Raw genomic sequence first — 12,815 nt, 5'->3', positions numbered from 1 at the left:
TACTTAATTGTTCATGATATAATTTTTAATGGCAACTCGCCCCGAAAGGGAGTGATTGTATGTTCAAAGAATTACTAACATTGATCATTGCACCAATTATTGTCGGTGCAGTGAATCAAATGATTGCCGACTGGTTGCACGGCAAACATAATGATAAAAAATGAGTTGTCATGGACAACCACACAAAAAAAAGTCATTCCTACCAGCATAGGAATGGCTTTTGTGTTTGTATGCAAAGAATTACTAACATCTTGCAAGACAAGTATAACATAACTATCTCAAAGTGACACTATAATTAAAAAATGTGTCGCAATGAAACAATATCTATTTTTTCATAAAGCTTTTTAATTACTAACAAAAACAACTTTTGGCATTGCGATATTTAAATACCAGAAAAAACTTTTTAGTTGTAATTGCTCAAAAAATATGAATAAAAAGTCTAATGTTCACCATAGTGAAACAATGTTTAATTAAAAATAAATACTTTCATTATAATATAATATTTAAGTTGCAGTCCCGACGCAGCAACATGAGGGGGTGAAACCTAGTGCTAATAACACTTTTTTACAGATTGTTTCGGCAGTTATTTCTGGTTGTTTAGTAACCATGTTTAAAAAATAGTTAGATAATCACAAATAATTTTTGAAACAAAAAATGCGATCTTAAACTTCCACCAAAGTTTTGAGCGCCTTCTTTTGTTGTTACATAAACCTAATGCTAACATCATTTTTACGTATTCATAGTAGCACAATCGTTCCCAAAATCCCACAATTTAATTATGTTTAGCTCTCACATTGGGAGCTTTTTTATTTACCACTGCCAGCTGTATACAAAGCTGGTAGATATTAATTAGACAATACTTGATAACACCAGCTAGCATTGATTTTGACTTATAAATCTCACCGTTAGTCACAGTCCGTACATAATTGCCCTTTTTATCAATTAAAGGTGCCCTGCTTGATAAATAAGAATGCACAGTTCCACCAAAATGTTCACCAAATTTCGACTGTAATTGTGAATGAATCCAACAGCAAAACACTTACAAAATAGCATTTATGTGCTATCAGATTGTGAATTGCAGCATATTAAGGTACAAAAAATGTCGCAGGTGGGATTCGAACCCACGACCTACGGTTTAGAAGACCGTTGCTCTATCCAGCTGAGCCACTGCGACAAACAATTAATATTATATTGAACATTAAGTACCTTTGTCAATATTATTTTTTAAAAGTTACTTATTCTAAACCTAATAAGTTCCAGGTTGCAAAGTAATACAGGACGAGTAAAAAATTCATGTACAAATCAAAATTGGATAAAAATGCTAATAATACGCGTGGTGCTAGTTAAAAATTAGTTGAAATAAAAATCCTGACTAGGCTACACTTCGGTTATCCCTAGCCAAAGAAAGTGAATCCTATGTCAGACCTATTTAAGGGTAACCGAGAATCTTCTAGCTTGCAATCTTTAATTCAAGATTGGATTAATATCTTAACACCATCTTATTGACACACCCACTAAAAAGGAAATGAATGAGCACTATAGTTTCATAAATAGTTTATTCATAATAATAGAAAAGAAACGTCATCTATAAAATTCCACGATTCTTAACATTCGAGAATCTCTCAAGATAGATTGTGTTGAAAAAAGCTGAATTACTAATAATTACTTTTTGACAATCATTGGAGTTTGGCAAAGCTTCATCTAGTTATTCACGTTGTGCTTCAATGAACAATGGATCGTTCTTCAACTTTGCCAGTGTTCTGCGACTACGATTAACTTGTTTGGCAATTTCTTCATCGATCAAAGTATCTTCAAATAGCAACTTAACCGTCTTTTTCCGGTCACTGTTCAAGCTATGAAAATCCTTATTTTGTGAATTTTTGTGTACTGTCACGTCATCTCACCACACCCTCTAATTTTGGATATAAAAAAGCACTCCTACTGAGTGCTTAGAAATAAAATCTATTTTTTAGAACTATGATTTTTCAACCAATTGGCAGTTGCAAGCATAACTTGTTCATCATCCGGTTCATTGGTTACCGTTAAAATGAATAGCTTCCCAGATTCTAAGTCAAATTCTAAATGATAACCATTCATATCCAAAAAAAATGCAGTTGCTATCAAGGTGGTCCTTTTATTACCATCTTGAAAAATATGCTTCTTGATTATTTTCTGTACAATGAACGCCGCTTTCAGCCAAATAGTCGGACATAATTCCCGACCGAACAAAATCTGTTGTGGCTGTTGAACGATTATATCTAGTCCTTCACTGTACTGAATCCCAAAATCTCTGTTGATGGAACGCTCGATGACAGCTTGATTAACCTCCACCAGCAGCTCTTTGCTTAAATATTCCATATCATAAATTCTCTAACTCAGTCATTAATTCACCATTCTTTTGATAAAAATCATCAATAAATTGATCTAATTCTTTTGGAACAGCTTCTTTCTTTTTAAAAGTGATAGACTTTCCATCTGGTGATACCACTTTTTCAAACATGGTATCTTCAGTTAATCCCAGTAACTCACTATCCTTCTTAGTTATTCTAAACGCAAGCGAATTACCTGATTTGAATGGTTTAACACTACTATTTGTCATCATCAAGCCTCCTCGATTTAGTATATACACTATACTATATAGTCATCACAAAATAAAAGAGATAATCTTTATTAAAGTATTCGATGCCAAATTATTTACACTACCATAATGTCCCTGAAATCTGGCTTTTCGTCCATAATATTTCCCCCAGATTACGAAATTTTTTATGATATAATTTTAGACGGCAACTCGCCCCGAGAGGGGATGCCGTTTTTGTTTTATATTATCTTCACGTCAGTGCTCCATTGTTTGTGAGCATATTTGGTCAAATGATTATTGATTGGTTACGCAAAAATCATAAAAAGTAAATTCGAGTTGTCTTGTAACCACACAAAAAAAGCCATTCCTATCGCAATTAGGAATGGCTTTTGTGTCGTTTTGTTTAAATCATCTTCACGTTTCGATGTAATTGTAGCATACCTTTAGTATATATTCAAAAGATCAAACTACTCGAGATAGGTTGGTATTTGTGTAAACGAAGTAGAAAAATTAACTAGTACCACGCGTTATACATAGTAAAAAGCCTCCAATTATGGAATTGTCTACAAATTAAATTGTTAGGATATCAAGAATAATTGTGTTACTATAAATGCGAAATTGGTTGAGCATTTTACTCAAAGCAATACAAAAAGACATCTAGTTGACCACGGTAAGTTACTAGATGCCTTTTTACTTGCGCTAAAATTAGCGTTTATTAATCCGCCACATGTATATGGAAATGATAATACCAGATATTACTGATATTAAAAATTGGTTGAACATAATTACTCACCTCCGAGTGTTGCATATTATGGAGGTTGCAACCAAAGTATTATATCTAATGCTAGTAATTCTCTCCAAGCGTCTAAAAGCAAATATTAATTAAATATTGTAAGCTAAGAGATCTTGATGACGCTTAAAAGTCTGACATAGGATTAACTTTCTTAGACTAAAGATAGTAAAGTTTAGCTTAATCAGGCTTTTTATTTTAAACATTTTTTAAATAGTACCACACGTAAAATGATATAATGTATCTAGCACTAATAGTTACCTTAGGAGGACAATAATTATGAAAAACTTATTTCAGAAACTTCCATTGGATGACGAAAACTTTAAACGTAAACTAGTTACTACCGTAGCCGCTGTCAATTTAATTGCCTCAGTCCTCAATTTGATCCATAGTCTAAAAATTTTAAAGCAATCTGAATAGACCTGCTGTGACATTAATATCCAAATAAAAGCCATTCCTTGCCCTGAAGGAATGGCTTTTACTATACATACATTTTAGATACTAACTTTAAAGATTGGCAGAAGTATCAAATAATGAATGATCTACAATCAACTTTTCAGGTACTAAGATAAAATGAATAATCATCTCACCGCTACTTAGGCGATACAATGAAAGACCAAAGTAATCATTGGCAGTATTATTGTCACTCCAATCACCAGTACTTAACAACAGACTATCATTAATTTCATCATCGGCAATGTTTTTGATTGCTCGATCAATATCTTGTTTCAAATCTGGCATACTAATTTGTTTAGGCGTATCAGCAAAACTTTCCACTTCTTCATAATACTGACCGCTGTTATCCAAGCCATACTTTGGAGCTAATTGCATGAAGGCAGAATTGAAAGAACCATGATTATTAGTATTCAACCCTTGATTTTCTTGTAAATTTTGTTGAGCAATCGCATTGGCATAACTCATCGCTGAGCGATTCAAAAGTAAGGATTGACTGCCAACCGACTTGCGCAATTTATTTAAGGCTGCGACCGCGTATTGATTCAATTCTAATAATTGATCCTGTGGTAAGTTGTTCACATCGTACTTTTGAACGTGAGCTTGACCGGGAATATGAAAGAGATCAGAATCTTGGATATAATTCTCAGGTACTGAGATAAAATGCGTTATCCGTTCGCCACTAGGTAATTGATTATAAGCCATCCCAAAATAGGTATTCTTTTGCGCTTGACTAGCAAATCCACCAGAACTCAGCAAACTATCACGATGGCCCCAGTTAGAAGTCGCATCATCATAAATCATATCGTGAATAGCCGCGGCAATGTCTTGCTTGAAGCCAGCCATTGTCGTTGGATTTTGATAAGGTGATGTTTCGGCATTTTCATAAAATTGTCCACCATCATTTAAGCCATACTTGGCAGCCATCTTAGTAATAGCGCTGATATCATGTGCTTCTGTTGTAGGACCAACGTGCTGAATATGCTCAAATATCGACCAATTATCCGCTTGATATTGCTTGGCCACATCACTAGCAAAACTCATTGCAGAATTATTTAAGATCCAAGGTTTTACCCCCACATTTTGGCGGTAACCATTAATTACATCTAGTGCGTACTGATTCAATTCGAGCAATTGTGCTTGAGTCAAATTATTGGGATCTAACGTTTGACTGTCATTATTATTGCTAGGACTCGTATTACTGCTATTGGTTGGATTATCATTGCCCGTCGAAGTTGTCGGATTAGAATTATTCGTGGAATTACTACTTGTTGAACCACCACTAGCACTACCAGTAGCCGTATTGACGTTAGTATCATTGTTACTTGGCTGATTATTAGCAGCGCCCAAGTTATTAGTTACTGTTTGCCCTGACTGGTTAGGAGCAGTAAAGTTAGCTACCCCATCATTAGAACTCAACCACTCCTTACCATCAATTTGATAGTAAGTGACATTACCAACGGTTTTGACTTTACCAACGCGCCAATCCGAAAAATCTAACACTACACGGGCTTCAATTAGTTTTTGTTGATTATCATATAACGGCGCATAGCCACTCTTGGGGGCAATGGCACGCACCACATGGTAATTATAATGTTGTGGCGTAAAATTATTCGAACTCTCTGAACTGGGGAGCCACATGTTTTGAGCCACTTCATACATTGATTGACCATTAACCGTTTGAATATCTAAGATCCGCCAAGCCGTATTAGCAGCCAACGACTGCTTAATTGGCTGACCACCAATATTATATAATTGCGCTGAATTTTTTACTGTTGCTACCGGATAATGATAGTCATCAGCTTGCAATTTTGAAGTCTGATACTGACTCCCAATACCCAGTGCTAAGAAAGCTGCTATACATAATGAAGTTTTTAGTTTCATTTCAAGTTCTCACCTTTCTAAAAAATATAATTGAAAGAACTGCATACTAAAAACGCCAAGAACCAGTGTCTTGACATTTTAGTGTTAAGTTATTTTCCAATATGGTTTAATAATTATTTTTCTATATCTACTATAGAGTCAGGAACTAAAGTATCAGGCGCAATCTGATAAAAAACTTTTTCGCCATTTCTACTTATATATTTGGCAGTATATTTCCATTCGCTATCTCCATTGAGAGTGACAGTCTGTTTTAGAACGTCGCCTTCTAAATTACCGGCTACTGGAGAACCTCCTACTAAAAGCTTTAATATTCCATGTTCCTTAATTGGTTTCAAACCGAATTGAGAATCTGTACCTAATTCTACCCATGAATTAGGTGCAACTTTTACATACTCAGTATTATATGAGCTGTCCTTGCCATTCTTATATGGATGGTTATATGTTAACGCATGTTGATCGAAAATCCATTGAGAATTTTTTGCCAAAGTTCCATTAGTAGGTTGTAATGTATGATTTACAATTTTATAGATTGGTTCTTCCTTGCCAAGGATAATGATTCCTCTAGTCTTTGTAATATTATTTGGAATTTTTGAAGTATCCATATTAGAATTAGAATAATAATAAACATCTTCTGGTTCTTGTTCGACTTGTAAACCTGAAGAATTAGTAAAAGTAACATTTTGTACTGATGGAGTAAATCCTGTAACTGATGGAACTTTTATAGTTTTAGTTTCTCCTTGATTAACTGTTATCGTTCCTTGGGGAATAGCAAAACAATGTGCAAAATTGGGTGTTTCATTGTCATAAACTCCCGATACAAAATTTATAGTATTCCTAGTATCAATTTTTTGATTATCGACCAATTCATTCGAAGCTTTAGGATAAGCCCGATCAAAATCAGGATAAGCTGAGTTAATATTGTTAAAAGAAACTGAATTATTAGGCGTAGATCTACCTCCTGCTGCTGCTACTAATCTATCAGCATGAATCGTGTTTAAATTAACTGAAGTCCCAACTGTGCCAACCCCGACGCCGGCTAATGCTAGCGCTGTCATTGACGTTAACAATAATTTCTTACTTTTTCTCATGAAACTGATCTCCTTTTAAATATTATCGCTTTCATTTATTAAAACCAATTACTATTTAAATTTGATAGTCTATTCGAGATGTTGTTATGTATTTGTCACATCTTTCAGGCCATAGATTAAAAATTTTATCTTAATCCTTTTTGCTAGTAATTGTTTTCACTAACCTTTAAATCACCTTTATAATTAAACGCCGAACTAAAAATTTGTTCTTTAGGTACTTGGCTAAGATCTTCTAACTGCTGCATTTTTGCGGCCGGAGGAATACGAAAGTCCCGCTCCCAAGCACTGATCGTTTTTTGCGAAACATGCAATTGTTCGGCTAAATAACTTTGAGTCCAACCACGCTCCCTTCGAATATCTTTTAATTTATTCATTTCTCATCACCACCTTAAAACTACACTGAGTAGTTACAAGAACAATCTTATGCTACAAAAAGTAGCTTGTCAATGTATAATACTACGTTCTGTGCGTTTAATTTTACTACTTATTGTAGTAATTTCTTAATACGAGGTTAATTATTATGTTTGGTGAAAGATTAAGAACTTTACGCAAAGAAAAGAACTATACACAAGAAGAATTGGGCTCCCAGCTAGATGTTTCTGGCAAAACGATTGGTACTTGGGAACGTGAAACGCGCGAACCGTCGATCAAAAAAATCAATCAAATTGCTGGCTTCTTTAATGTTTCTACTGATTACTTACTGGGAAAATCCAACCTCAAACAAATCGTACCTTGTAAACAAGATATTGATATTACTGACGATAATGTCGTGATGACCTATGAAGGTAAGATCATTCCTCAAGCTGATTTAGACGTCATGTTTCGCTTTTTAAAAGGTGGACAAAATGAGTAACAATCAATAACCTTACTTACATATTGTTGATTTTCTTAATCTAAAATCATTATACTAACGCATTTTGTTATTGTAAATACTTTTTTCAATATTTGCGTTAGTATAATAACAATAACCGTTACTTTTGATATATTACAATCAATAAGGAGTATACATTTTGGCAACTATTGGTGAAAATATCAGAAAGTATCGCAAACAAAAGAATTTAACCCAAGGTCAATTGGGAAGTTTAGTAGTACAATCAGCCCAAGTAATTTCTAACTATGAGCGTGACTATACCACACCTGATTTAAATACATTACAACTAATTTCTAGGGTTTTAGGTGTTTCTATAGACACTCTCACACTTTCATCTAAGAAAGATACAAGCATTCAATCAGTAGATTTAGCAGACAATAATCTAACATTTACTTATAAGGGAAAAACCATAAGTTCAGAAGATATGAGAGTTTTACGAAGATTCTTGCAAGGAATTACATCTAAACAATAATCATTAATAATCTAAAGGCGATGGTTTTCTCTGCATGATCAAATCTTTGACTATTTATTGAACATTGCGACTATGAATCAAATCGTAGTGCATTCTTTTTCATTAGCTCCGCAAACGGCACCCTGCTCTTATCCCGCAACGAAGCGAATTGCCTTAAATGCTAATTGGCCAAACCAACGTGAAATTCCCTTTCAACTAGCTCATGAAATGGGACATATTTTTTGTCATCACAATAATTATGCCGCACTCTACCATTCTTGCTATAAAAAGGTCATGGAATTAGAGGCAGACACTACTGCTGTCAGATTAATCCTCCCAATTTATGATCAGCTACTGACGGCTGAACAACTGAATGCCACCGCCTTTATTGCTTATTTTGGCATTCCCAAGTATTTAAAAAGTATGATTCAACAAGAATTCAAGTCTTATTTAAACAAAAAAAAACGGACTAACTTGATGCAGTCCGCTTTTTTATTGTTCAATTGTATCTATTATTTTACTTATTTTTAACTTGTAGCACGGCTTGACCAGCAGTGACTTGATTAAAAGATAGTTCACTTAACTCTTGCACCGCAGCCATATTGGTAATTACGGTCATCACTGTTGCTTCTTTGTTAGCCGCTTTGATTTGCGCTAAGTCCATTGTTCCTAATTCTTGTCCTGCTTGCACTTGTTGCCCGGCTTTAACCGTGAATTCGAAGGGTTGACCACCTAATTCTACGGTATCAATGCCTAAATGGACCAAAATTTCTAGTCCCGTTTCGGATTTTAAAGTAAATGCATGTTTAGTTTCCGTCAAACTAACTAAAGTTCCTGTGGCCGGTGCCACAATCTGTGCTTGCGTCGGTTCTAAAGCAAAGCCATCACCTAATAATTTTTGTGAAAAGACATCATCATGGACATCACTTAAAGCTAATAATTCACCAGCCACTGGTGCGACCAGTTGACTAACTGCGCCTACTTGAGGTTGCAGCGCCAAAGCTTGTTCTACTGCTGTGGGTGCACTCGATTGTTCTTTGGCTTCTGCAGTGTCTGCCTCAGTGACTAAACTACCATCAACATTGGTGGCGGCCATCGCTGTCTTAGGAACACCAAAGAAATAGGTCATCACAAAACCACCAAGATATGCTGCTAATAATCCAAGAATATATTGTAACCATTTGCCATGCGCAATTAACGGAATTAAAGCCACACCAGAAGGACCGATGGACGTTGCACCCACATGAAACGCCCCAATCACTGCGCCACCAATTCCACCACCGATACAGGCAGTAATAAACGGTCGCCCTAATGGTAATGACACACCATAAATCAGCGGTTCGCCCACACCAAGAATTCCCACAGGCAAAGCACCTTTAATCATTCCTGTTAACTGTTTGTTTTTTCGGCATTTGATCCATAATGCAATGGCACTACCGACTTGCCCGGCACCGGCCATGGCTAAAATCGGCAATAGTGGCGTGGAACCGGTATTTTTAATCATTTCCAAATGAATCGGCGTCAAAATTTGGTGTAGACCTAACATAACCATTGGTAAGAAGACGGCGCCTAATACAAAACCAGCAAAAGCACCGCCGACTTTCAAGATCCAATTAATGCCCCCGACAAGCGATGCTGATAACCAGCCGGCTGCGGGCATAATTAAAAAGATCGTGAAACAGCCCATCACCAATAAGGTTAAAAACGGCGTAAAGATAATATCTACGGCATCCGGAATCCATTTATGCAACCATTTTTCTAAATAAGCCATGACCCAAACAGCAAATAACACACCAAGTACCCCGCCGGAACCAGCTACTAAGGCTTTACCGGTAAAAATATTCGGTAAGGTAATCGGTGCGACAACTCCTGGTAAATAAATTAGACCGCCCAAGATCCCACCTAAACCCGGAGTGGCACCAAACTCTTGCGCTGCATTAATGCCAATATAAATATTTAGATAAGTAAATAAACCACTATTAATTACTTTTAGAACTGTAATAAACGGCGTCCATTGCTGATTCAAAGTGCCTGCAACTTGCAGATTACCTAAAATCCCCGCAATGCCCGAGATTAACCCCGCACCAACAAAGGCTGGAATTAATGGAATAAAAATGGCACTAATATGTTTTAGGGCTTTACGCCACCAAGTCTGCTTTTGTTGCGCCTTATGCTCAGCATGTACCTGCGCAGCCTTAGCTTCAACTGCACTTTTACCATCAAACTTAGCCGCTGTCTGCGGAAAAGGATCTCCTAATTTGACCCCTACTTGATCAACCATAGCTTGCGCCACTTTATTAACAGTACCAGGACCAACAATTACTTGCAGAGTGTCTTCTTGAACAACTCCCAACACTCCTGGAACTTTCTTTAGCCCTTCTAAATCTACTTGAGCTTCATCACGAATTGTTAAACGGACTCTTGTCATACAATGAATTAATTTAACAACATTATTTGGACCGCCAACGTGGTCATAAATACCTTGACCAATTGCTTGATAGTTATCTTTCGCCATGGGTTTCTCCTCCTAAAGTTTAGTTCACAGTTGCGGCTAGCAACTGTAGTTTTTGGTTTGCGCCAATGTATGGCAACAAGTCTAATTGCGCTGGTATCAAATGGGCAATCACATTCACCGCTGGATTTTCGGGCAAGTCACATTTTGTTATTTGTAATTCGCCAGCATACCGCTGATACCGCTCATTATCACAGGTCAATGTTCCGCGCGGACGCTGAGCGACTTGTTGTACAGCACAACTAAGTAATTGCCGTTGTCGACTTTCTTGCAGACGAACTACCTGTTGAGCAACATCTGGACGATTATGCCAGGATGTTTTTTGCAAAACAGGTGGTAAATCGGCAAAATATAATTCAACGACTTGCTCTTTTAAATACGCCGCAAACATTGCCTGACTCAAAGCACTCAACGAGTTATCACCAATATAAACATGATCAGTCGCTAATTGCCGTATTTGTAAAAAGCTGGCTAACGGTAATTGTTCACGCTGTGCTTCCAACGTTGGTAAATGTTGATACAAAGGGCCACGCAAACTACCGTCTCCGGCAATAAAGCCCATTGTCTTTAAACCTAAGTTCTGTAAGAATTGGTTCTGATGCTGATACCATGCAATACCCAAGCCGGTTTCGGGACGCGGATAATAATTATGCCACGCCTCAATATTCGCCAAATCAGCATTATTTGCACACAAGGCCTGATAATCGGCCTCATTAAAGGTACTAGCATTCACAGCCACAGTGAAATAATGACTCAGCCAAGCGACTTGGCGCCAAGTTAATCCCGCGTCAACACGAATTCCCGTTAAACCCAGTTTTTGTAAACTGTGCGGATCTGCTAGCGACCAACCTAAGCGTTTTAATGCAAAATCAGATAAGTCTACCATTAAAGCCAGATTATTTTGCTGACACCAACTAGCTAATTGTTGTAAGCGCTGGGCCAAAACGGCAGCATCATCCTCCGGTAAATTTAATGAAGTAAATACACCTTGAAAACCAATTTGAGCCATCGTTTGCAGATAATGTTGCACTCGGGCATCCAATGGCTGGGACAAATAAACTGAAAAACCTAACATTTTGAATGTTCTCCTTCATTATAATTCAAAATACTATAAAATTATTACAAAATTATAAAATAATCTAAAAACTTTTTGTTCTGGCTATTTGTATTTGACTTAGTTAACGATTTCAGTTAAATTATAACTGAATGAAATATAATTTCAATCTGATGAAATAATATTTGATATCCATTTTCATTATTTATGTGAAAGGGCAAAAATTTTAATTGAAACCAACTGAACAACGTAATCAAAAAACAACTAATATTGACCAACTTTCAACCTATGAAATCTTACAGTTAATTAACCAAGAAGACCAAACTGTTCCCAGCATCATCGGTCAACCGGAAACTCTCCAACAAATAGTCCAAGTAGTCACTGCTATCAAAACAAGCCTTACCAAAGGCGGGCACGTCTTTTATGCGGGGGCCGGTACTAGTGGACGCTTAGGCGTTTTAGATGCGGCCGAAACTGTCCCGACTTATGGAGTAGCACCGACTGTTTTTCAGGCGATGATCGCTGGCGGACAAAAAGCTATGTTAACAGCGGTTGAAGGTGCCGAAGACAATCCCGAACTGGGGCGACAAGATTTAATTGAGCGAAACTTTGGACCGAAAGACTTTTATTTAGGAATCGCTGCTTCAGGTCGCACGCCGTATGTCATTGGCGGATTGGATTATGCCCGGCAAATCGGTGCTCAAACTGGATCTCTATCCTGTAATCCCGATGCAGTCATTAGTCAACATGCCGACTTTCCTATTGAAGTGGTCACCGGACCAGAAGTCATCACCGGCTCCACCAGAATGAAAGCGGGCACTGCCCAAAAATTGGTTTTAAATATGATTTCAACAACGGCCATGATTGAAGCGGGCAAAGTTTATGGCAACTTAATGGTTGACGTCCAACCAACCAATGAAAAGTTAGTCGATCGCGCTCAAAGAATTATTTGCGAAGCCACCGATTGTGACCAAAAAACCGCCATCCAGACCTTTGAACAGGCGCACCATCGCCCTAAAGTGGCTATTGTCATGATCTTAACTGGCTTAGATGAAATGGCTGCCTTGAAAGCGCTCAAAGCTAACGAGGGGCGGATTGCCAAAACAGTGCAAGCAATTTTAAATTAGGGGGGGA

Annotated in this window: 14 protein-coding genes and 1 tRNA gene; 6 read left to right on the top strand and 9 right to left on the bottom strand. The window is 37.0% G+C overall.

Going from position 1 to position 12,815, the window contains the following annotated elements:
• The first annotated feature begins 59 nt into the window (after positions 1–59).
• Positions 60–164, top strand: a complete 105-nt coding sequence (locus AC3B6B_RS04505; RefSeq protein ID WP_489757477.1) for a type I toxin-antitoxin system Fst family toxin — start codon at positions 60–62, stop codon at positions 162–164.
• A gap of 936 nt (positions 165–1,100) precedes the next feature.
• Here AC3B6B_RS04505 and AC3B6B_RS04500 read toward each other — a convergent pair.
• From AC3B6B_RS04500 to AC3B6B_RS04485, 4 genes are all read right to left on the bottom strand, one after another.
• Positions 1,101–1,174: transfer RNA gene (locus tag AC3B6B_RS04500), tRNA-Arg, on the bottom strand.
• Positions 1,175–1,705: 531 nt separating this feature from the next.
• Entirely contained in the window at positions 1,706–1,894 is a 189-nt protein-coding gene (locus AC3B6B_RS04495; RefSeq protein WP_489757476.1) for a hypothetical protein, read from the bottom strand.
• Positions 1,895–1,962: 68 nt separating this feature from the next.
• Positions 1,963–2,358, bottom strand: coding sequence for a type II toxin-antitoxin system death-on-curing family toxin (locus AC3B6B_RS04490; protein WP_489757475.1), 396 nt, complete (start codon positions 2,356–2,358; stop codon positions 1,963–1,965).
• 1 nt (position 2,359) lies between these two features.
• Positions 2,360–2,599: an AbrB/MazE/SpoVT family DNA-binding domain-containing protein gene (locus tag AC3B6B_RS04485; RefSeq protein WP_489757474.1), complete on the bottom strand. Its 240-nt coding sequence runs from the start codon at positions 2,597–2,599 to the stop codon at positions 2,360–2,362.
• 1,048 nt (positions 2,600–3,647) lie between these two features.
• Between AC3B6B_RS04485 and AC3B6B_RS04480 the strand changes: the two genes are divergently transcribed.
• On the top strand, positions 3,648–3,788 hold the full coding sequence (locus tag AC3B6B_RS04480) for a hypothetical protein (RefSeq protein WP_489757473.1): 141 nt from the start codon (positions 3,648–3,650) through the stop codon (positions 3,786–3,788).
• Between the two features lie 87 nt (positions 3,789–3,875).
• Here the strand turns inward: AC3B6B_RS04480 and AC3B6B_RS04475 are convergent, their stop codons facing one another.
• The 3 genes from AC3B6B_RS04475 to AC3B6B_RS04465 all read right to left on the bottom strand — a co-directional run bounded on the left by AC3B6B_RS04475 (position 3,876) and on the right by AC3B6B_RS04465 (position 7,167).
• Positions 3,876–5,705 (bottom strand): SEC10/PgrA surface exclusion domain-containing protein, encoded by a 1,830-nt coding sequence (locus tag AC3B6B_RS04475; RefSeq protein ID WP_489757472.1) that lies wholly within the window; start codon positions 5,703–5,705, stop codon positions 3,876–3,878.
• Between the two features lie 113 nt (positions 5,706–5,818).
• Positions 5,819–6,793, bottom strand: coding sequence for a hypothetical protein (locus AC3B6B_RS04470; RefSeq protein WP_489757471.1), 975 nt, complete (start codon positions 6,791–6,793; stop codon positions 5,819–5,821).
• A gap of 143 nt (positions 6,794–6,936) precedes the next feature.
• A complete protein-coding gene (locus AC3B6B_RS04465) occupies positions 6,937–7,167 on the bottom strand; it encodes a helix-turn-helix transcriptional regulator (RefSeq protein WP_489757470.1) in 231 nt (76 codons plus the stop codon).
• A 146-nt stretch (positions 7,168–7,313) separates the two neighbouring features.
• Between AC3B6B_RS04465 and AC3B6B_RS04460 the strand changes: the two genes are divergently transcribed.
• The 3 genes from AC3B6B_RS04460 to AC3B6B_RS04450 all read left to right on the top strand — a co-directional run bounded on the left by AC3B6B_RS04460 (position 7,314) and on the right by AC3B6B_RS04450 (position 8,646).
• On the top strand, positions 7,314–7,646 hold the full coding sequence (locus tag AC3B6B_RS04460) for a helix-turn-helix domain-containing protein (RefSeq protein ID WP_489757469.1): 333 nt from the start codon (positions 7,314–7,316) through the stop codon (positions 7,644–7,646).
• A gap of 157 nt (positions 7,647–7,803) precedes the next feature.
• Positions 7,804–8,136, top strand: a complete 333-nt coding sequence (locus AC3B6B_RS04455; RefSeq protein ID WP_489757468.1) for a helix-turn-helix domain-containing protein — start codon at positions 7,804–7,806, stop codon at positions 8,134–8,136.
• 72 nt (positions 8,137–8,208) lie between these two features.
• Positions 8,209–8,646 carry an ImmA/IrrE family metallo-endopeptidase gene (locus AC3B6B_RS04450; RefSeq protein WP_489757467.1) on the top strand — a complete coding sequence of 146 codons (438 nt, stop codon included), beginning with the start codon at positions 8,209–8,211 and terminating at the stop codon, positions 8,644–8,646.
• Here AC3B6B_RS04450 and AC3B6B_RS04445 read toward each other — a convergent pair.
• Both AC3B6B_RS04445 and AC3B6B_RS04440 read right to left on the bottom strand, forming a co-directional pair.
• Positions 8,633–10,630, bottom strand: coding sequence for a glucose PTS transporter subunit IIA (locus tag AC3B6B_RS04445; protein WP_489757466.1), 1,998 nt, complete (start codon positions 10,628–10,630; stop codon positions 8,633–8,635). The two genes, AC3B6B_RS04450 and AC3B6B_RS04445, sit on opposite strands and share 14 nt — an antisense overlap.
• Before the next feature lie 19 nt (positions 10,631–10,649).
• A complete protein-coding gene (locus AC3B6B_RS04440; RefSeq protein ID WP_489757465.1) occupies positions 10,650–11,702 on the bottom strand; it encodes a MupG family TIM beta-alpha barrel fold protein in 1,053 nt (350 codons plus the stop codon).
• A gap of 209 nt (positions 11,703–11,911) precedes the next feature.
• Between AC3B6B_RS04440 and murQ the strand changes: the two genes are divergently transcribed.
• Positions 11,912–12,808, top strand: coding sequence for an N-acetylmuramic acid 6-phosphate etherase (gene murQ / locus AC3B6B_RS04435; RefSeq protein WP_489757464.1), 897 nt, complete (start codon positions 11,912–11,914; stop codon positions 12,806–12,808).
• The last annotated feature ends 7 nt before the right edge of the window (positions 12,809–12,815 follow it).

It is taken from the genome of Bombilactobacillus sp. ESL1197 (genome assembly GCF_058107145.1).
The sequence above is the reverse complement of the archived record's forward strand: the minus strand, read 5'-3'. Positions and strand labels throughout refer to the sequence as shown.

Bases quoted from the DNA above. Each gene is read 5' to 3' on its own strand.
- AC3B6B_RS04470 (WP_489757471.1), bottom strand. From the start codon at position 6,793: ATGAGAAAAAGTAAGAAATTATTGTTAACGTCAATGACAGCGCTAGCA.
- AC3B6B_RS04440 (WP_489757465.1), bottom strand. From the start codon at position 11,702: ATGTTAGGTTTTTCAGTTTATTTGTCCCAGCCATTGGATGCCCGAGTG.
- AC3B6B_RS04460 (WP_489757469.1), top strand. From the start codon at position 7,314: ATGTTTGGTGAAAGATTAAGAACTTTACGCAAAGAAAAGAACTATACA.
- AC3B6B_RS04445 (WP_489757466.1), bottom strand. From the start codon at position 10,630: ATGGCGAAAGATAACTATCAAGCAATTGGTCAAGGTATTTATGACCAC.
- AC3B6B_RS04475 (WP_489757472.1), bottom strand. From the start codon at position 5,705: ATGAAACTAAAAACTTCATTATGTATAGCAGCTTTCTTAGCACTGGGT.
- AC3B6B_RS04485 (WP_489757474.1), bottom strand. From the start codon at position 2,599: ATGACAAATAGTAGTGTTAAACCATTCAAATCAGGTAATTCGCTTGCG.
- AC3B6B_RS04465 (WP_489757470.1), bottom strand. From the start codon at position 7,167: ATGAATAAATTAAAAGATATTCGAAGGGAGCGTGGTTGGACTCAAAGT.
- AC3B6B_RS04505 (WP_489757477.1), top strand. From the start codon at position 60: ATGTTCAAAGAATTACTAACATTGATCATTGCACCAATTATTGTCGGT.
- AC3B6B_RS04490 (WP_489757475.1), bottom strand. From the start codon at position 2,358: ATGGAATATTTAAGCAAAGAGCTGCTGGTGGAGGTTAATCAAGCTGTC.
- AC3B6B_RS04450 (WP_489757467.1), top strand. From the start codon at position 8,209: ATGAATCAAATCGTAGTGCATTCTTTTTCATTAGCTCCGCAAACGGCA.
- AC3B6B_RS04480 (WP_489757473.1), top strand. From the start codon at position 3,648: ATGAAAAACTTATTTCAGAAACTTCCATTGGATGACGAAAACTTTAAA.